This is a genomic window from Microbacterium proteolyticum (genome assembly GCF_029639405.1).
Taxonomy (GTDB): domain Bacteria; phylum Actinomycetota; class Actinomycetes; order Actinomycetales; family Microbacteriaceae; genus Microbacterium.
In genome coordinates, this window is record NZ_CP121274.1 from 1,197,642 (window position 1) to 1,215,340 (window position 17,699).

A 17,699-nucleotide genomic window follows, 5' to 3' on the forward strand; every position below is an offset into this window, starting at 1 on the left:
CGAGGTTGACGACGTTGCGTCAGCGAGACGGGGCTATAGCTCAGGCGGTTAGAGCGCTTCACTGATAATGAAGAGGTCCCAGGTTCAAGTCCTGGTAGCCCCACCCGTTCCCTTCCCGGGGCCTTAGCTCAGCTGGTAGAGCGCCTGCTTTGCAAGCAGGATGTCAGGAGTTCGAATCTCCTAGGCTCCACATCGAATCCCTCCTCCGCGGTGCGTGTCATCCACGTGGACGCACGCTCTACGCTGGAGGGATGACGCCGGTAGGACCCCTCCCTCCGTGGCGTGAGAGCGAGACGACGTCATGAGCAGACGCAAATCCCTCGTCAACACCGTCGCCGATGAGCTGCTCGAACGCATCATCGCCGGTGATTTCCTGCCCGGAGATCCCCTCCCCACCGAAGCCGAGATCGGCGACGAGTTCGACGTGAGTCGCGTCACGGTCCGGGAGGCGCTGCGCACCCTGTCGGCGCGGGGGATCGTGCGTGTGCTGTCCGGCGTCGGCTCGCGCGTCGCGCCCGTCGAGGCGTGGCGATCGGTGCCCGACGCGCTCCGGTACCGCGCGGCCCGAGGCGACGACGCCACGGTCTCGGAGCAGCTCATCTCGACGCGCAGGCTGATCGAGTGCGAGGCGGCCGCGCTGGCGGCCCCCCTCATCTCCGAGGTCGCCCTCGGCGAATGCGAGGAGTGCGTGGACTCGATGGTCGCGGCCTCGGCGAAGGCGGACGTGGACGCGTTCGTGGCTGCGGACCTGCGCTTCCACGCGGTGATCATGGAGGCGTCGGCGAATCTCTTCCTCGCCGTCCTTCTCGCGCCCCTCACCGAAGTGATGGCCGAGCGGCGGAAGCAGACGTCCCGGGTGCCACAGATCCAGGAGCACGCGATCGCGGAGCACCGGGCCATCGTCGCCGCCCTGCGGACGGGCTCGAGCGCGGCCGCGCGGGAGGCGATGGACCACCACCTGCAGCAGACGCTCGACGATCTGCACGCCTACGTCCTGAGCTGAGTCGGTTCCGCCCTGCGCGCGGAGACGCGACGGCCCGCTTGACGCTTTCTCCTGCATGCTGCATGCTGTCATACATCTGATAGCTGCTCCCGGAGACGCGAGCACTCTCAATGACGAGGAGAGAACGTGGCATCCATCGATCCGGCGGCGCTGCCCGCCGTCGCCGAGCCCGACGTCGACGCCCTGGCCGCCCGGGTCGCCGATGCGGACCGTGTCTTCGTCGTGCTGGACGACGACCCGACGGGCACGCAGTCCGTGGCGGACCTCCCCGTGCTCGGCGCGTGGGACGTCGAAGACTTCGCCTGGGCGTTCGCCTCGGGCGCCCCCGCCGTCTACGTGCTGACGAACTCCCGCAGCCTCGCGCCCGAGTCGGCCGAACGGATCAACCGTGAGGTCGTGCGCGCCGCCCTTCGCGCCGCGGAGCGGTCGGGGATCCGCGTCGATTTCGTCAGCCGCAGTGACTCGACGCTGCGCGGACACTTCCCCCTCGAGCCGGACACGATCATTGACGAGGTGCGCCGCGCCGGTGGCACGCACATCGGCAACACCGTGGTGGTCCCGGCGTTCCCGGACGCCGGGCGCATCACGATCGACGGGACCCACGGCGTCCTGGCGGATGGAGCGTTCACCCCCATCGGCGAGACCGAGTTCGCCCGCGACTCGACGTTCGGATTCACGGCTTCGCGCCTCGCCGACTGGGTCGAGGAGAAATCGGGCGGCGAGATCGCGGCATCCGATGTCGTCCAGATCACCCTCGCCACACTGCGCCGGAGTGCGGCGGCGGTCGCCGACGCGCTGCGGTCCGCCGCCGACGGCGTGCCGATCGTCGTCGACGCGGTGGTCGAGGAGGATCTCATCCAGCTGGCGCTCGGTCTCGAGATCGTCGAAGCCGAGGGACGCTCGTTCGTCTACCGCGTCGGCCCGCCGTTCGTCCGCGCCCGCATCGGACAACGCCTTCGGGAGCCTGTGGACGTCGACGGTCTCACCGCGGACCGGTCGGTGCGCGGTGGACTGATCGTCGTCGGATCGCACGTCGGTCTGACCAGTCGCCAGCTCGCCCACCTGGTCGACCACCGCGATCTCGCCGTGGTGGAGCTGGAGGTGCCGCGGCTGCTCGAGGCGCACACCGCCGCCGACGAGGTGACGCGCGTGATCGACGCCGTCTCGACCGCACTCCTGGGCGGTGACGTCGTCATCCACACGAGCCGGACGCTCGTGCGCACCGACGACCCGGCCGAGAGTCTCGACATCTCGCGACGCGTCTCGCAGGCCGTCGTCGACATCGTCCACGCGGTGGCCGAACGCCGCACCCCTCGGTTCGTGATCGCCAAGGGGGGCATCACCTCCAGCGACGTGGCGACACGCGGCCTCGACATCCGCCGCGCGCGGGTCCGCGGATCCCTCTTCCCGGGCATCGTCTCGGTCTGGGAAGCCGCGGACGGTCTGGCCGCCGGCATCCCCTACATCGTCTTCGCGGGGAACGTCGGCGACGACACCTCGCTCACCGCGGCGGTCGCGCGCCTGTCCGCGACCGCCTGACCGCGCCCGCCCCTCTTGAAAAGGATCGACCCCATGACCTCGACCCCCACCGTCGCCGTCCTCGGACTCGGAGCCATGGGCCTGCCCATGGCCGCACGTCTGGCCGAGACCCTCCCCGTCCGCGGCTTCGACATCGCTCCCGCCCGCCTCGCCCTCGCGCAGGAGTCCGGCGTCGTGCCCGCCGATTCCGCCATGGATGCCGTGAGCGTCGCGCAGGTGGTGCTCGTGGCCGTCCGGGATGCCGCCCAGCTGAACGACGTCCTCTTCGGTTCGGCCGGTATCGCCGGATCGCTGCCCGCGGGTGCCGTCGTGGTGCTCACCAGCACGGTCGGGACGGACGGTGTCGCCGAGGTCGCCGCCGCCCTCGCCGAGAAGGGCATCGGCCTGGTCGACGCCCCGTTGAGCGGCGGACCCGTCCGCGCGCGCCAGGGCGATCTGCTGATCGTCGTCGGAGCCGACCCGTCCGCGCTCGCCATCGCTCGCCCCGTCCTCGAGGCGCTGGCCTCGACGTTGACGATCGTCGGGGAACGTGCGGGCGACGGCCAGGCGCTCAAGACCGTCAATCAGCTGCTCTGCGGCGTCCACATCGCCGCGGCCGCCGAGGCGCTCGCCCTCGCCGACCGGCTCGGGCTCGACCTCGACCGGACCCTGGATGCCTTGCAGGCCGGCGCCGCCGCGTCGTTCATGCTCGGCAATCGCGGTCCGCGGATGCTGCAGGCCTGGGATGAGGACGGCGCGGAGGTGCTGAGCCGACTCGACATCTTCGTCAAGGACATGGGTATCGTCGGCGCCGCCGCCCGTCGCGTCGGACTCCCGGCGCCCCTCGCGGCGGCCGCGGAGCAGAGCTACCTCGTCGCCCAGACCCAGGGACTCGGCGCCGCCGACGACTCCGCCGTCATCCGCATCGCCGCCCCCACGCGTCGATCCTGAACCCCCTCGGGGCGGCCCGACGGTCGCCCCTCCCGCGCACCCCGCGCACCCCGCCCGCATCGTCAAGGAAGACCCGCGAAATGACCACACCCGTCCTGCTGGCCATCGGAGTCGGAGGCATCCTCCTCCTGCTCTTCCTCATCATCAAGCTCAAGCTCAACGCCTTCCTGGCGCTCCTGATCGTCAGCATCCTGGTCGGGCTGGCGGCGGGTCTGCCGCTCGCGACGATCCCGGCGACCGACACCGATCCGGAGCGGCTGGGCATCGTGCCCGCGATCGTCGCCGGACTCGGAAGCACCCTGGGTTCCATCGCCATCCTGATCACGCTCGGCGCGATGCTCGGCCGCATCATCGAGCTCTCGGGCGGAGCGGCGAGCCTCGCCGGCCGGTTCACCGAGATCCTCGGACCCCGCCGTGTCGGCGCTGCCCTCACGGGTGCCGCCCTCGTTCTGGCCATCCCGGTGTTCTTCGACGTCGGATTCATCATCCTGGTGCCGATCGTCTACGGCTTCGCCCAGGCGGCCGGTCTCAAGCCGGTCCGCTTCGGCCTGCCCGTCGCGGGCATCATGCTCGCCGTGCACGTGTCGGTGCCGCCCCACCCCGGCGTCGTGGGCGGCGCGGCACTCCTGGGCGCCGACATCGGCTGGCTCACCATCGTCGGCATCGTCATGGCGATCCCGCTGGCCTTCGTCAGTCACCTGCTGGCCGGCCGGCTCACCCGGCGCGACATCGACATGCTCCCGTCGACGCGCGAGATGTTCGAGCAGTCCGGCCGCGGGGGCGTGCAGAGCACCGTCACCGGAACGATCACCTCCACCGTCGCGCCGCCCTCCGCCGGAATGATCCTGACCCTCATCGTCACGCCGCTCGTTCTGATCGGCATCGGTACGACCGCTGCGACCCTCCTCCCCGCCGGCGACCCCGTCCGCAACGTCGCGCAGTTCATCGGCGCCCCGCTGTTCGCGCTGCTGATCACGGTGCTCCTGGCGATCTACTTCCTGGGCGTGCGTCGCAAGTGGGGACGCGACAAGATCAGCGACGTCCTCGAGTCGGCTCTGCCCCCCACGGCGGCGATCATCCTCGTCAGCGGGGCGGGCGGCGCCTTCGCCCGGGTCCTGACCGAGAGCGGGATCGGTTCGGCGCTGTCCTCGACGCTCCTCGCCACCGGACTTCCGATCCTCGTGCTCGCGTTCGTGGTGTCCCTGGCGCTGCGAGCGGCTCAGGGATCGGCCACCGTCGCGATCCTCACCACGGCCGGGCTGCTGGCCAGCACGGTCGCCGACGGAGGCTACGCGCCGCTGCAGATCGTCGCGATCACGCTGGCGATCGCCTTCGGCGCCCTGGGCCTGTCGCACGTCAACGACTCGGGCTTCTGGGTCGTGACGCGCTACCTCGGGCTGAGCGTCAGCGACGGACTGAAGACGTGGACCGTGCTGACCACCGTCCTCGGTCTCTGCGGATTCGCCCTGGTCGCCGCCTTCTGGGGCGTTCTGGCAGCGATCGGCTGAGGGACACGGCTCGCCGGGCCCGTCCACCTTCGGGTGGGCGGGCCCTTCCGTCGGCGTCGGGAGTGCTGCGAGAGGACGGGCGATGTCGGAGGCTTCGCTAGAGTCTGGTCATGGACATGCGGGTCGCCGCGTACGCCGTCATCACGGATGTCGACGACCGCGTCCTGCTCGCGCACTGGGTCGACGGACGTCGAGCCGCGTGGACCCTCCCTGGCGGCGGCCTCGAGGACGGTGAGGATCCCGAACGCGCCGTACGTCGCGAGGTGCGGGAAGAGACGGGGTTCCGGGTCGTGGTCGACGAGCTGCTCGGCATCCATTCCCGTGTGATCCCGGCCGAGCGGCGCCTGTCGGAAGGTGCCGACGGGCCGCTCCACGCCCTTCGGATCGTCTACCGGGCGCACATCGTCGGCGGGCGGCTGAGCTTCGAGGTCGATGGCTCGACCGATCGGGCGCAGTGGTTCTCGCTCCCGGCCGCGCGCAAGGTCCGGCGGGTACAGCTGGTCGACATCGCGTTCCGGATGGCGCGCCTGTGACCGCCGTTCAGTCGCGCGGTGCGGTGATGTCGGCGACCGTCGCGCCGTAGGCGCGGATGAGATCGTCCGCCTCGACGAAGAGGCTGTAGCCGTGCGCTCCGGCGCCCATGGCGATGCGGCGGCCGACGATGCTCTCGTCGGCATAGACCGGCCAGTCCGTCGTACTGCCGATGGGGACGATGGTGCCCCGCTCGTAGCCCGTGGCCGCGAGGGCGAGTTCGGGCTCGGGGAGCCGCAGCTTATTGACGCCGACGACCGCCCGCAGCTTCGGCCAGGAGATGACCCGGTCGCCGGGAACGAGGGCGAACAGGAACGTGTCGTCCGACCGCTTGACCACGAGGGTCTTCACGATGTCGTCCGGATGGATGCCGAGGAGTTCCGCCGCCTCGTCGAGGGAACGAGCCGCCGGCCGTTCCCGCACATCGACAGAGAGGCCGCGCTGGTGCGCGGCCTCTCGGACTCTGATGGTGGGATCGCTCACGCGTCGGGAGCGCGCAGGGGGTCGTCGGCCACCCACAGCTCGTCGTCGGCGCGGAGGGTCTGCCAGGCGGCGTACGCGACGCCGGCAGCGGCCACGACACCGAGGATGATGGCGATCACGCCACCGGCACCGATGCCGTCGTGCTGCTTCGGGAGCTTGGCGGCCAGCTGCTTGCTGGCCTTCTTGCCGTACTTCTCGGCGCGCTTGGCGTACTTGTGGGCGTCGAGCTCGAAACCGCGGCCCTTGGCCAGACGGTCACGGGTGTCGCCCGCGGCATCCCACACCGACATCGCTCCACCCACGACGGCGCCGGCCGTCGGGATGACCTTGTCGCTGAGGAAGCGGTTGGTGTACTTCACGCTCTTGTCGACGTACGGCGCGGCGTACTTGTCGTACCCGTCCTGCACGGTCGGAACGAGGTCTTCACGGCTGAAGCGACCGAGCTGGCGACCGGCTTCGCGGGCCACCTTTCCGCTCTCGCCCAGCAGAACCTGCTGGGACTCCCACACCTTCGCGGCGTGCTTCTGGAGCTTGCGCAGTTCCTTCTTGCTCTTGCGGCTGAGGCCCACGGCTTCATCCTCCCTGTCGATGGGATGTACGCGATTCATCTTGCCAGAACGGGGGTCCCGGTCCGCGAACCCTTGCAGATAACTCTGAGAGAATGTACCCATGGCTTCCCACACCGCCGTTGCGACCCTTCACACCAACCACGGCGACATCGTCGTCAACCTGTTCGGAGACCACGCTCCCCGGACCGTCCGGAACTTCGTCGGTCTCGCCGACGGCACCCAGGAATGGACCAACCCGGCCACGGGCGCCAAGGGCGAGGGGCCCCTGTACTCGAACGTCGTGTTTCACCGCATCATCCCCGGCTTCATGATCCAGGGCGGCGACCCGCTCGGTCAGGGCGTCGGCGGCCCCGGCTACACGTTCAACGACGAGATCCACCCCGAGCTCGACTTCGCCGCGCCCTACAAGCTGGCCATGGCCAACGCCGGTCTCCGCCGCAACGCCATCACCGGTCAGCCCGAGGGCACGAACGGCTCGCAGTTCTTCATCACCACCGACCCGACCCCGTGGCTCCAGGGCAAGCACACCATCTTCGGCGAGGTCGCCGACGACGCGTCGAAGAAGGTCGTCGACGCGATCAGCAAGGTGGCCACGGCCGCCGGCGACCGCCCCGTCGAGCCGGTCGTGCTCGAGTCGGTCGACGTCGTCGCCGTCTGACCTTCGGCGGCGGCGGGTGTCTACGACCGAGGAGTTCCGTCGCAACAGCGACAACTTCTGCTACCGGCATCCCGACCGGCAGAGCTTCGTGCTCTGTCAGCGGTGTCTGCGCACGGTATGCCCCGAGTGTCGGACCCCCGCCGCCGTCGGCGTCATCTGCCCGGAGTGCATGGCCCAGCAGCAGGCCACCGAGACTCCGGCGCAGAAGAAGGCGCAGCGCCGCTGGTCGCGTTCGGCCCCGATGGCCGCGGTCGCGAGCGGCAGGCCCGTCGCGACGCTGACGATCATCGCGATCACCGGGCTGGCCTACGTGATCGGCCTCGTCCCCGGCGTCGGCGGCATCATCAGCAACGCGCTGGCGTTCTACCCACCGTTCCTCGTCCCGCAGTTCGGACCGATCGAGCCCTGGCGCCTGTTCACCGCGGCTCTCGTCCACTCCGGGTTCTTCCACATCGGCCTCAACATGCTGGCGCTGTGGTTCATCGGCCGCAACCTCGAGCCGTTGCTCGGCCGCTGGCGGTTCGTCGTGCTGTACCTGCTCGGTGCACTCGGCGGCTCGGTCGCCGTGGCGCTTCTCGCCCCCTCCACGATCGTCGTGGGTGCCTCCGGGGCGATCTTCGCGCTCTTCGGCGCGCTCCTGGTCATCGGCCGGCACATCGGCGCCGACATCCGCGTCATCGCGGTGCTCATCGGCATCAACTTCGCGTGGCCGTTCGTGGTGGCCTTCATCTCGTCGCTGACCACCGGCGACTTCGGTGCGGCGCTCGCTAACGTCGGCGTCTCGTGGCAGGCGCACCTCGGCGGGCTCGTCGTCGGTGCCCTCGTCGGATTGATCTACGCGCGCACGCGGCTGCTCCGCCAGCGTCCCGTTCAGATCGGGCTGCTGATCGCCCTCACGATCGTGCTGTTCGGGCTGCTCGTGATCCCCGTCGTGGTCTACTACTGAGAGTTATCCACAGGCTCATCCACAGGTGGGGATGAATTACACGCGTGTAAGTCGCGCGGGAGTCAGCGCCAGCGCGTCGTCATCAGGAAGCCGACGAAGGCGATCCCGAATCCGATGACGAGGTTCCACGCGCCGATGCCCGGCACGGGGAACTGCGAGTTGCTCAAGTAGAAGACGAGCACCCATACCAAGCCGACGAGCATGAGACCGATCATGATCGGGAGGAACCACACCGGGTTGGGCGTGGAACCGTTCTCGTTGCGCTCAGCGATCGGGTCTTCGCCGTTGCCAGTACGTGCCATGCGGGCCAGTCTAACGGCCAGGTCACTCTCCACCCACGGAACTAGACTCGCCTGGTGTCCACGGTCGAGCAGCCCCTCACGCGCCGCGCGTCCCGACGTCGTCCGCAACGACGACGCCGGGTCACCGTGCTGGGCGTGCTCGGGGATCTGCTGCTGACGGCCGGCGTGGTCGTGCTCCTCTTCGTCGGCTGGCAACTGTGGATCGGCGATGCGATCATCGGCGCCCAGTTCAAGAGCGAAGCCGGCGCCCTGACCGAGGAGTGGGCGGCCGCTCCGGCGACCCCGAGCCCTTCGGCCTCGCCCGACGGCTCCGGTCCCGTGGAGGCTCCCGCCCTGGCGCAGCCCGGGAACGGCGAGGTCTTCGGAGTGCTCCGGGTCCCCCGTCTCGGACCCGACTACCAGTTCAAGCTCGCCGGGGGCGTGAGCGCCTCGGTGACCCTGGACCCCATCGGGATCGGCCACTACCCCGACACCGCGATGCCGGGTCAGCAGGGCAACTTCGCCATCGCCGGGCACCGCGGCAGCCACGGCGCCCCCTTCGCCGACCTGCCGTCGCTGCGCATCGGTGACGCGGTCGTCGTCGAGACGCCCGACGGCTGGTACACCTATCGCTTCCGCAACCTCGAGTACGTCCGCCCCGACGGCGTCGAGGTGCTGCTTCCGACCCCGCAGCAGCCCGAGGTCCAGGCCACCGACAAGCTGATCACGATGACCACGTGCAGCCCGCGGTACGGCTCCACGGAACGCGCCATCGCGTACGGCGTCTTCGAGTCCTTCACCCCCCGCGCGGACGGACCGCCCGCGTCGCTGACCACCGGAGCCGCCTGATGTACGGAGCCCTCTGGCGCGTGCTGCCCGGACCCTGGTGGGTCCGCCTGCTCATCGTCCTCGTGCTGGTCGCCGCCGTCCTCTACGGGCTGTTCTTCTATGCCTTCCCGTGGGTGAGCGACATCCTCTATCCACAGGAGGTCACGGTCGAGTGAGCTTCCACGTCGTCGTCGTGGACAATCGCGACAGCTTCGTGCACACACTCGCCGGCTACGTCGCGGGTCTCGGCGCCCGCGTGACGATGCACCCGGCCACCGCCCCCGGTGTCGTCGCCGCGGTCGCGGCCGCGGACGCCGTGCTGGTCTCCCCCGGGCCGGGGCATCCCGTCGACGCCGGCGCGTCGATAGACGTCGTGCGTGCGGCCCACGCCGACGGCATCCCCCTCCTCGGGGTGTGTCTGGGGCATCAGGCCCTCGCGGTGGCCTTCGGAGCGGAAGTGACCAGAGCGCCCGAACTGCTCCACGGGATCACCAGTTCCGTGCACCACGACGGTCTCGGCGTGTTCGCGGACCTGCCCGATGGGTTCCGGGCCACGCGCTACCACTCGCTCGCCGTGGACCCCGCCACCGTGCCGGACGATCTCGTCGTCACCGCCCGCAGCGAGAGCGGCGTCATCATGGGTCTCGCCCACCGCAACGCGCCACTGACCGGCGTGCAGTTCCACCCCGAGAGCATCCTCACCGAGGGCGGCCACGCTCTGCTCGGCCGCTGGCTCGAGGATGCCGGACTCCGAGGCGCGGCTGAGCGCGGGCGGAGCCTGCACCCCCGACGGGGTCAGGGACCGGTGCAGTAGGTCAGAGTGATCTCGCTGTGCACCGGCACCTCGCCGGGCGCGAGCGACTGCGTCTTGACCAGCGACGGGGTCGTGGCCGGGCAGCCGGCATCCTCTTGCGTGCTCACGGTCAGCTGCTTGTCGTCCGACTCCAGCTCGCGCTTGGCGACGTCGACGGGATAGCCCTCGTAGTTGACGATGACGACGGTTCCGCTGGCGACGACGAGGTTGACGGTGGTGCCCTTGGCGACCTCGGTTCCGGATGCCACGCTCGCCGTCATCACGACGCCCGCGGCGAGGGCCGGATCGGGTTTGCGCTGCACCAGGCCGAGGGACAGGCCGGCGGACTCGAGCGCAGCGCGGGCCTCGGTCTCGGTGATCCCCTCGAGCGTCGGGACCTTCGCGGTATCGGCACCCGAGGAGACATAGACGGACACCTCCTGACCCGCGGCGACCGACGTGTCGGCGCCGGGGGTCGTGCGCACCACGTTGCCGGCCGCGATGGTGGCATCGGCGACGTCGATGCGCTTGGCGGAGAGGTCTTCCTTCTCGAGCGCCTGGACCGCGTCGTCGTAGGTCATGTCGACGACGTTCGGGACCGTGCGTCCGGCCGAGGGCACGTCCGTCGACGGCTGGATCTGGATGACCCAGAGCAGAACCGAGATGAGGAGGACGGCCAGGATGGCGACTCCGGCCCAGATCCACGCGACCGGCGGACCGGGCTGCGTGCGGCGCATCGTGGTGTCGGTGCTGAGCTGACGGAGCGACCGCGCGGTCTCCGCCGCCTGACGCGGGTTCGGGCCGTACAGCTCGTTCGACAGCGCCGACATCTGACGCTTCGTGGGTTCCTTGCCCTCGACCGTGGCATCCAGGTCTTCGCGGAAACCGGCGGCGTCCTGCGGGCGCTGGAACGGGTCTTTCGCGAGGGCGCGGAGGACGACCGCGTCGAGCGCGCGCGGGACCGTGTCGTTGATCTCGCTGGGAGGGAGGGGCGCCTCGCTCACGTGCTGGTACGCCACGGCGACCGGGGTGTCGCCCCGGAACGGGGGACGGCCGGTGAGGAGCTCGTAGAGCACGACACCGGTGGAGTACAGGTCGGCGCGCGCGTCGACCGACTCGCCCTTCGCCTGCTCCGGCGAGAAGTACGCCGCCGTGCCCACGATCGCCGTGGTCTCGGCGACCGTGGAGGAGGAGTCGGACACCGCGCGGGCGATCCCGAAGTCCATGACCTTGATGCGACCGGAGTCGGTGATCATCACGTTGCCGGGCTTGATGTCGCGGTGCACGACACCGGCACGGTGCGAGTACTCGAGGGCCTCCAGGATGCCGTCGACGTAGCGCAACGCGTCGTCGATGGGCACCGGGCCCGCCGCGACGACGTCTTTCAGGAGGCGCCCGTGGACCAGCTCCATGACGATGTACGGAACGGGACGTTCGTGCCCGTCGGCTCCCACCTCGACGTCCTCGCCCGCATCGAACACCCGCACGATCGTCGGGTGCGCCATGCGCGACGCCGCCTGGGCCTCGAGACGGAACCGCGTGCGGAACGCGGCGTCGCCGGCGAGGTCGGCCTTGAGGATCTTGATCGCCACCGTGCGCCCGAGCGTCTGGTCGTAGCCGCGGTAGACGCTGGCCATACCGCCACGACCGATGAGGTCGTCGACGCGGTAGCGTCCGGAGAGGACGCGCGTCTCAGTGGTCACGGGGGAACTCCTGGCGTGGTGGGGGATCGGTTTCGCGGGTCAGCGGCTGGCGCTGGGGTTCGGCGTGGGCGTGCTGGCGCCCGTGATCGCCGCGGTCGCCTCGCCGGACGAGACGGTCCGGTCGGTGCCGGAGCAGCTCACCGTGTACGTCACCTTCAGCGTCTGCCCGGGCGAGTTGCTGACCTGGAGCTGCGCGCTGCGTGCATCGGGCGCGAACGACGACGTCGACTGACCGTTCTGGAACGTGCCCTGGGTCGCGGTGAAGTTGTACGACGCGACGTTTCCGGTGCCGGACGGGCAGGTGTACGCCTGCCAGGTGACCTCGACGGTGCCGCCGGCCGTGGCCTGGCTCGGCTCGATGGTCGGCGTGGCCGGCGTGGGAAGCTGCGTCTGCTCGCCGAACACGCGCAGAGTGATGACCGTTCCCGCGGGGACGCGACCGGTGGGGGTCACGGTGTCGACGGTGCCGACCTGCTCGGGCGAGGTCGCGGCATTGCCGGTCTCGCAGTTGGCGCCGAGGTCGGCGTCGCCGAGGATCGCGCTGGCCTCGTCGCACGTCTTGCCCGGCAGGCCGAGCGCGTTGACGTCGATGAGCTGCGAGGACTGCGTCGGGGTCGACGACGGGGTCGAGGCACTGCGCGAGGGAGTCGCGGAGCCGGACGTCGACGGGGACGGGTCGGGATCGGCCGAGTTCTGGTTGCTGAGCACCGCGAACAGCGTGCCGCCCAGAACGAGCAGCAGCAGCGCGATGAGAGCGACCAACGGCCACGTCCACGGGCTGCGCTTCTTCTTCTGCGGGCGGGCGTCCTCTTCCGTGTGCTCCTCGGAGAGGAGCGACGTCGCGGCGGGTGCAGGCAGCAGGCGCGTCGCGGCGGAGGTCTGCCCCGCGGTGAGCAGCTGCGTGGCCTCGTCGGCGACCGCGACACCCGCGGCGATCGCGGGGACGGCACCGGCGGCCGCGGCCAGGTCTCCGCGACGAAGCGCCGTCGCCGCGCGCGACACGGCAGCAGCTGAGGCCGGGCGGTCGTCGGGCTTCTTCGCGATCATCGCCATCACGAGGTTCTGCACCGGGACGGCGACGGTGGGCGGCAGCGGCGCGGGCTGCTCGTTGATCTGCGCCATCGCGATCGCGACCTGCGACTCGCCCGTGAACGGACGCTTGCCCGCGAGGGACTCGTACGCGACGATGCCGAGCGAGTAGATGTCGGTCGCGGGGGATGCCGGGTGGCCGGACGCCTGCTCGGGCGACAGGTACTGCACCGTTCCCATGACCTGACCGGTCGCGGTGAGCGGCACCTGGTCGGCGATGCGGGCGATGCCGAAGTCGGTGATCTTCACCCGACCGTCGGGCGTGATCAGCAGGTTGCCGGGCTTGATGTCGCGGTGGACGAGGCCGGCGGCGTGCGCGGCCTGCAGGGCCGCCGCCGTCTGCGCCACGATGTCGAGGGTCTTGTCGGTCGACAGCGACCCCTCGCGTTCGAGGATCGTGGAGAGCGCCTCGCCGGGCACGAGCTCCATCACGAGGAAGGCGCTGCCGTCCTCCTCGCCGTAGTCGAACACGCTCGCGATGCCCTCGTGGTTGACGAGTGCGGCGTGGCGCGCCTCGGCGCGGAAGCGCTCGAGGAAGCCGGGGTCGCCCATGTACTCGTCTTTGAGGATCTTGATCGCGACGGTACGTCCGATGACGTGGTCCGTCGCTTCCCACACCTCGCCCATCCCGCCGATCGCGATCCGCGAATCCAGCTCGTAGCGTCCTCCGAAGGTCACTCCTTGCGTCGGTCTCATTTGCCCAGCACCGCCTCCATGACCTTCTTCGCTATCGGGGCGGCGATCTCGTTGCCGCTCCCGCTCTGACCCTGGCCCCCGCCGTTCTCCACCACGACAGCGACAGCGACCTTCGGGTCGTCCGCCGGGGCGAATCCGGTGAACCAGAGAGTGTAGGGACGAGTGTCGTTCTCTGCGGTGCCGGTCTTACCCGCCACCTCGACCCCGTCTATTCTTGCATTCGACGCCGCGCCGTCCTGGACGTTCGCCTTCATCATCGTGACCATCTGGGCCGCGAGGTTGGAGTCCAGCGCGCGGCCGTACTCGCTGCTGGATCCCTCGGTGCTCGAGAGGTCCGTTCGGATCACCCGGTCGATCATGCGCGGGTTCATGACGACGCCGTCGTTCGCGATGCCGGCCGACACCATCGCCATCTGCAGCGGAGTCGCGCGCACCTGCCCCTGGCCGAAGCCGCTGAGCGCCGTCTGGGGCGCGTCGAGGTTCGAGGGGTACGTCGAGGGCGTGGAGGCGAAGGTCGAGTCCGGGACCATCGCGAACGAGGAGTTGAAGCCGTACTTCTCGGCCTCGGCGCGGATCGCGTCGTCGCCGAGCTCGACGGCGAGCTCCGCCATCGGGATGTTGCAGCTCAGGCGCAGAGCCGTCGCGATCGTGACGGTGTCGCCGTCGCCGCACGCTCCGCCACCGGCGTTGCTCACGACGCTCGAGGACTGGGGCAGCGTGTACGAGGAGACGTTCGGGAACGTCGAGTCGGGCGTGTAGCGGCCGGATGCGAGGGCTGCCGAGGCCACGACGAGCTTGAAGGTCGAGCCGGGCGGGTTGAGATCGCCCTCGATCGCCCGATTGTCGAGCGGCTTCGACGGGTCGGCGGTGAGCTGGTCGTACGCGGCGTTCACCGCGTCCGCATCGTGCACGGCGAGCAGGTTGGTGTCGTAACTCGGCTTGGACACCATGGCCAGGATCCGGCCCGTGGACGGCTCGATCGCGACGACGGCGCCCTGCTGGTCGCCGAGGGCGTCCCAGGCGGCCCGCTGGACGTCGGCATCCAGGGAGAGTTCGACGTTCGACCCGCGCTGCACCTCGCCCGTCACGGTGCGTTCGATGCGGCTGAAGAAGTCGTTCTCGTCGGAACCGCTGAGCACGGCGTTCTCGGCGGACTCGATCCGGGTCCGCGCGTCGAGGACGGGGTTCATGTAGCCGGTGACGGGCGCCCACATGTCGGCATCCACGTACTGACGTTGCCAGCTGTAGACGTCCTCGGAGGGGACGGACGAGGCGATCGCCGTTCCGCTGACGATGATCGAGCCGCGCTGGATCTCGTAGGAGTCGTACAGCGCACGCCGGTTGCCGGCGGTGTTCGCGAGGTTGGCCGCCTGGCCGACCTGGATGACGCTGGTCGACACGAACAGCGCGAGGAACATCGCCAGCATGACGATGCTGAGGCGTCGGAGTTCTTTGGTCACGGTGCCTCCTCCAGGGTGCGGGTGCGGACGGACGGGACGGTGCTCATCAGCCGATCACCACCCGGGGACGGCTGCGGACGGCATCCGAGATGCGCAGGAGGAACGCCACGATGATCCAGTTCGCGACCAGCGACGATCCGCCGGCGGCGAGGAACGGAGTGGTGAGGCCGGTGAGGGGGATGACCCGGGTCACACCGCCGACCATGATGAACACCTGCAGCGCGATCGTGAAGGAGAAGCCCGTCGCGAGGAGCTTGCCGAAGTCGTCCTGGCCGGCGAGACCGACCCGGATGCCGCGGCTCGCGAAGACCATGTAGAGCGCGAGGATCGCGAACAGGCCGACGAGACCCAGCTCCTCGCCGAGGCTCGGCACGATGTAGTCGCTCTGCGACAGCGGCGTGATGTACGGGCGGCCCTGACCGAGTCCCGTGCCGAAGAGACCGCCGTGGGCGAGGCCGAAGATGCCCTGGGTCAGCTGGTAGCTGCCGCCGTCGGCATCGATGACCTCGGGGTTGAAGGCGTCGAGCCAGTTCGTGAAGCGGCCGTTGACGTACGGCAGGACGCGGGATGCCAGGAACGCCCCGGTCGCGGCCAGGACGACACCGATCAGGACCCAGCTGGTCTTGCCGGTGGCGACGTAGAGCATCGCGACGAACATCCCGAAGATCAGCAGGCCCGTGCCGAGGTCGCGCTGGAGCACGATGATGCCGAGCGAGACGAGCCAGATGATCAGCAGCGGACCCAGCTCGCGGGCGCGCGGCCACGTCATGAACAGGAAGCGCGTCCCCGTGGAGGTGAGGCTCTCGCGGGTGCGCACGAGGTAGCCGGCGAAGAAGATCGCCAACGCGATCTTGGCGAGCTCGCCCGGCTGGAAGGACACGAACCCGAGCGAGACCCACACGTCCGCGTTCTGCTCGGTGCCCAGGCCCGGGACGAAGGGGAGCAGGAGCAGCAGGATGCCGATGAGGCCCGAGAGGTACGTGTACCGGAACAGGACGCGGTAGTTGCGCACGAAGACGACCACGAGCAGGGCCGCGACCAGGGCGATCGCCGCCCAGGCGATCTGGCGGATGGCCGTGGCATCCCACCCCTTCAGACCCACCGCGAGGTCGATCCGGTAGATCATCGCGATCCCGAGGCCCGTGAGGACGGTCGCGATGGGGAGCACGAACGGGTCGGCGTCCCGGGCGCGCAGGCGCAGCACGACGTGGAGGACGAGCGCGAGCAGGGCGGGGATGCCGGCGAGCATCAGGTAGCCCGACTCGATCGCGCCGTTCACCCCGAGCTGCACCAGCACGATCGCCGCGCCGTAGACGGCGATCGCGAACAGCAGCAGGCCGAGCTCGCGGTTGCGCTGCTTGGCGGGCGTCCGGATCTTCTTCAGCGCGCGCATCACGGCGGTGTCGGTGGACACCTCTGGCGATCGCGTCAGCTTCTGGTCGGTCATCCCGTGGCCTCCGGTTCCGGACGCAGACGATCCACGATGAGCTCGGCGTCCGAGAGGGAACGCGCCGAGATGGTCGCCTCCACCGTCTGCCGATCGAACTCGGACAGGTCGGCGAGCACGATGTTCGTGTCCTCGTAGACGGTCGACAGCGACAGCGGCCCGATGGACTGCTGGATGCCGCGATAGATCACCACCGAGTTGTCGTCGGCGCCGACGTAGTAGCGCGTCTGCGTCCACTGGTAGCCGGCGAACAGGCCCGCACCGATCCCGGCGAGCACGAGGATGAGGGCGGCGAGCCAGCCCAGGCGCCGGCGACGGGCGCGGCGACGATCCTCCTCGATGAGTTCTTCCAGGAACTCGGCCGCCGGCTCGAAGTGCGTCGGTTCGTTCGCCGCCTGGCGCGCCGAGTGCAGCCACGTCGACCGCGCGGGGCGCACGGGCGAGACCATGACGCCGCTGGGGTTCGAGGCCGAGCCGACGATCGTCGGCGTCCCGATGAACACGGGGTGCTGACCGCCCACATCGACGATGACGACGGTGACGTTGTCGGGGGCACCGCCGTCGAGCGCCTGCTTCAGCAGCGCGTCCGCGGTGCGGGCGGGTGGCATCCCGAGCGCGAGCGCCTTGGTCGTGTGCGCGTCGTCGACGACGCCGGAGAGACCGTCGGAGCAGAGCAACCAGCGGTCGCCGTCCTGCGTCGGCATGATGAACGTGTCGACCTCGGGATCGGGATCCATGTCGCCGAGCACGCGCATGAGCACCGACCGGCGCGGGTGGTACCGCGCCTCTTCGGGGGTGATGCGACCCGAATCGACGAGGCGCTGCACGAAGGTGTGGTCCGTGGTGATCTGCGTCAGCGTGTCGTCGCGGTACAGGTAGACGCGCGAGTCGCCGATGTGCCCGATGACGGCGTAGTCGTCGACCATGATGACCGCGCTGACGGTCGTGCCCATGCCGGCCAGCTCCGGACGACGCGCAACCGTGTCGATGAGGGTCGTCGCGGTGTCGGCGAGGGCGTCGCGGAGGGCGTGCTCGGCCGCGGTCGTGCTGGGGAACGGCTGGTCCAGCTCGGTCAGTGCCGCGATCGCCAGGCTCGAGGCGACATCACCTCCGGCGTGACCGCCCATGCCGTCGGCGACCACGAAGAGGTTGGACCCGGCGTAGCCGGAGTCCTGATTGTTGGAGCGCACCTTGCCCGTGTGGGAGATGGCCGCGCTCGAGCCCTGGAAGACCAT

The 17,699-nt window shown here is 69.9% G+C and carries 18 protein-coding genes and 2 tRNA genes; 12 read left to right on the forward strand and 8 right to left on the reverse strand.

The features are described 5' to 3' along the window. Positions 1-29: 29 nt before the first annotated feature. The 7 genes from P8R59_RS06360 to P8R59_RS06390 all read left to right on the forward strand — a co-directional run bounded on the left by P8R59_RS06360 (position 30) and on the right by P8R59_RS06390 (position 5,513). A tRNA-Ile gene (locus tag P8R59_RS06360) sits at positions 30-103 on the forward strand. Positions 104-117: 14 nt separating this feature from the next. Next, a tRNA-Ala gene (locus P8R59_RS06365) sits at positions 118-190 on the forward strand. Between the two features lie 111 nt (positions 191-301). Then, positions 302-1,003 (forward strand): FadR/GntR family transcriptional regulator, encoded by a 702-nt coding sequence (locus P8R59_RS06370; protein WP_278103215.1) that lies wholly within the window; start codon positions 302-304, stop codon positions 1,001-1,003. Positions 1,004-1,129: 126 nt separating this feature from the next. Beyond that, a complete protein-coding gene (locus P8R59_RS06375) occupies positions 1,130-2,542 on the forward strand; it encodes a four-carbon acid sugar kinase family protein (protein WP_278103216.1) in 1,413 nt (470 codons plus the stop codon). A gap of 33 nt (positions 2,543-2,575) precedes the next feature. Continuing rightward, entirely contained in the window at positions 2,576-3,472 is an 897-nt protein-coding gene (locus P8R59_RS06380; protein ID WP_278103217.1) for an NAD(P)-dependent oxidoreductase, read from the forward strand. A gap of 80 nt (positions 3,473-3,552) precedes the next feature. Further along, positions 3,553-4,980 carry a GntP family transporter gene (locus tag P8R59_RS06385; protein ID WP_278103218.1) on the forward strand — a complete coding sequence of 476 codons (1,428 nt, stop codon included), beginning with the start codon at positions 3,553-3,555 and terminating at the stop codon, positions 4,978-4,980. Between the two features lie 110 nt (positions 4,981-5,090). Continuing rightward, the gene (locus tag P8R59_RS06390) at positions 5,091-5,513 is read left to right on the forward strand and encodes an NUDIX hydrolase (RefSeq protein WP_278103219.1); all 423 of its coding nucleotides are present in this window, start codon (positions 5,091-5,093) and stop codon (positions 5,511-5,513) included. 7 nt (positions 5,514-5,520) lie between these two features. Here the strand turns inward: P8R59_RS06390 and P8R59_RS06395 are convergent, their stop codons facing one another. Together P8R59_RS06395 and P8R59_RS06400 are read right to left on the reverse strand one after the other, a co-directional pair. Then, entirely contained in the window at positions 5,521-5,994 is a 474-nt protein-coding gene (locus P8R59_RS06395) for an aminoacyl-tRNA deacylase (RefSeq protein ID WP_278103220.1), read from the reverse strand. Beyond that, a complete protein-coding gene (locus P8R59_RS06400; RefSeq protein WP_077051044.1) occupies positions 5,991-6,563 on the reverse strand; it encodes a DNA helicase in 573 nt (190 codons plus the stop codon). Before P8R59_RS06400 ends, P8R59_RS06395 begins: the two co-directional genes overlap by 4 nt. Positions 6,564-6,663: 100 nt before the next feature. Between P8R59_RS06400 and P8R59_RS06405 the strand changes: the two genes are divergently transcribed. After that, positions 6,664-7,221 (forward strand): peptidylprolyl isomerase, encoded by a 558-nt coding sequence (locus P8R59_RS06405; protein ID WP_077051043.1) that lies wholly within the window; start codon positions 6,664-6,666, stop codon positions 7,219-7,221. 16 nt (positions 7,222-7,237) lie between these two features. Continuing rightward, the gene (locus tag P8R59_RS06410; protein ID WP_278103221.1) at positions 7,238-8,167 is read left to right on the forward strand and encodes a rhomboid family intramembrane serine protease; all 930 of its coding nucleotides are present in this window, start codon (positions 7,238-7,240) and stop codon (positions 8,165-8,167) included. A 62-nt stretch (positions 8,168-8,229) separates the two neighbouring features. Here the strand turns inward: P8R59_RS06410 and P8R59_RS06415 are convergent, their stop codons facing one another. After that, on the reverse strand, positions 8,230-8,469 hold the full coding sequence (locus P8R59_RS06415) for a cell division protein CrgA (protein ID WP_076492674.1): 240 nt from the start codon (positions 8,467-8,469) through the stop codon (positions 8,230-8,232). Positions 8,470-8,523: 54 nt separating this feature from the next. On the opposite strand from P8R59_RS06415, the gene P8R59_RS06420 reads away from it, so the two are divergent. Genes P8R59_RS06420 through P8R59_RS06430 form a run of 3 tightly spaced genes read left to right on the forward strand, consistent with a single transcriptional unit; the run spans position 8,524 to position 10,090 of the window. Next, on the forward strand, positions 8,524-9,297 hold the full coding sequence (locus P8R59_RS06420) for a class E sortase (RefSeq protein WP_278103222.1): 774 nt from the start codon (positions 8,524-8,526) through the stop codon (positions 9,295-9,297). Then, positions 9,297-9,452 (forward strand): hypothetical protein, encoded by a 156-nt coding sequence (locus P8R59_RS06425; protein ID WP_278103223.1) that lies wholly within the window; start codon positions 9,297-9,299, stop codon positions 9,450-9,452. Before P8R59_RS06420 ends, P8R59_RS06425 begins: the two co-directional genes overlap by 1 nt. Further along, complete coding sequence (locus P8R59_RS06430; RefSeq protein WP_278103224.1) at positions 9,449-10,090, forward strand: anthranilate synthase component II; 642 nt, start codon at positions 9,449-9,451, stop codon at positions 10,088-10,090. The genes P8R59_RS06425 and P8R59_RS06430 overlap by 4 nt, the downstream gene beginning before the upstream one ends. Here the strand turns inward: P8R59_RS06430 and pknB are convergent. The 5 genes from pknB to P8R59_RS06455 are packed head-to-tail and all read right to left on the reverse strand — an operon-like array spanning position 10,072 to position 17,699. After that, positions 10,072-11,772 (reverse strand): Stk1 family PASTA domain-containing Ser/Thr kinase, encoded by a 1,701-nt coding sequence (pknB, locus tag P8R59_RS06435; RefSeq protein ID WP_278103225.1) that lies wholly within the window; start codon positions 11,770-11,772, stop codon positions 10,072-10,074. The genes P8R59_RS06430 and pknB overlap by 19 nt on opposite strands. Before the next feature lie 39 nt (positions 11,773-11,811). After that, complete coding sequence (locus P8R59_RS06440) at positions 11,812-13,557, reverse strand: serine/threonine-protein kinase (protein WP_077051038.1); 1,746 nt, start codon at positions 13,555-13,557, stop codon at positions 11,812-11,814. Further along, the gene (locus P8R59_RS06445; RefSeq protein ID WP_278103226.1) at positions 13,554-15,017 is read right to left on the reverse strand and encodes a peptidoglycan D,D-transpeptidase FtsI family protein; all 1,464 of its coding nucleotides are present in this window, start codon (positions 15,015-15,017) and stop codon (positions 13,554-13,556) included. Before P8R59_RS06445 ends, P8R59_RS06440 begins: the two co-directional genes overlap by 4 nt. Positions 15,018-15,063: 46 nt before the next feature. After that, entirely contained in the window at positions 15,064-16,464 is a 1,401-nt protein-coding gene (locus tag P8R59_RS06450; RefSeq protein WP_077051036.1) for an FtsW/RodA/SpoVE family cell cycle protein, read from the reverse strand. Beyond that, positions 16,461-17,699, reverse strand: a complete 1,239-nt coding sequence (locus P8R59_RS06455) for a PP2C family protein-serine/threonine phosphatase (protein ID WP_278103227.1) — start codon at positions 17,697-17,699, stop codon at positions 16,461-16,463. Before P8R59_RS06455 ends, P8R59_RS06450 begins: the two co-directional genes overlap by 4 nt.

What these genes read in the sequence shown, in the direction of transcription:
- P8R59_RS06370 (WP_278103215.1), top strand. Translation starts at nt 302, where the DNA reads ATGAGCAGACGCAAATCCCTCGTCAACACCGTCGCCGATGAGCTGCTC.
- P8R59_RS06380 (WP_278103217.1), top strand. Translation starts at nt 2,576, where the DNA reads ATGACCTCGACCCCCACCGTCGCCGTCCTCGGACTCGGAGCCATGGGC.
- P8R59_RS06385 (WP_278103218.1), top strand. Translation starts at nt 3,553, where the DNA reads ATGACCACACCCGTCCTGCTGGCCATCGGAGTCGGAGGCATCCTCCTC.
- P8R59_RS06390 (WP_278103219.1), top strand. Translation starts at nt 5,091, where the DNA reads ATGGACATGCGGGTCGCCGCGTACGCCGTCATCACGGATGTCGACGAC.
- P8R59_RS06405 (WP_077051043.1), top strand. Translation starts at nt 6,664, where the DNA reads ATGGCTTCCCACACCGCCGTTGCGACCCTTCACACCAACCACGGCGAC.
- P8R59_RS06415 (WP_076492674.1), bottom strand. Translation starts at nt 8,469, where the DNA reads ATGGCACGTACTGGCAACGGCGAAGACCCGATCGCTGAGCGCAACGAG.
- P8R59_RS06425 (WP_278103223.1), top strand. Translation starts at nt 9,297, where the DNA reads ATGTACGGAGCCCTCTGGCGCGTGCTGCCCGGACCCTGGTGGGTCCGC.
- P8R59_RS06440 (WP_077051038.1), bottom strand. Translation starts at nt 13,557, where the DNA reads ATGAGACCGACGCAAGGAGTGACCTTCGGAGGACGCTACGAGCTGGAT.
- P8R59_RS06450 (WP_077051036.1), bottom strand. Translation starts at nt 16,464, where the DNA reads ATGACCGACCAGAAGCTGACGCGATCGCCAGAGGTGTCCACCGACACC.
- P8R59_RS06455 (WP_278103227.1), bottom strand. Translation starts at nt 17,699, where the DNA reads ATGGTCTTCCAGGGCTCGAGCGCGGCCATCTCCCACACGGGCAAGGTG.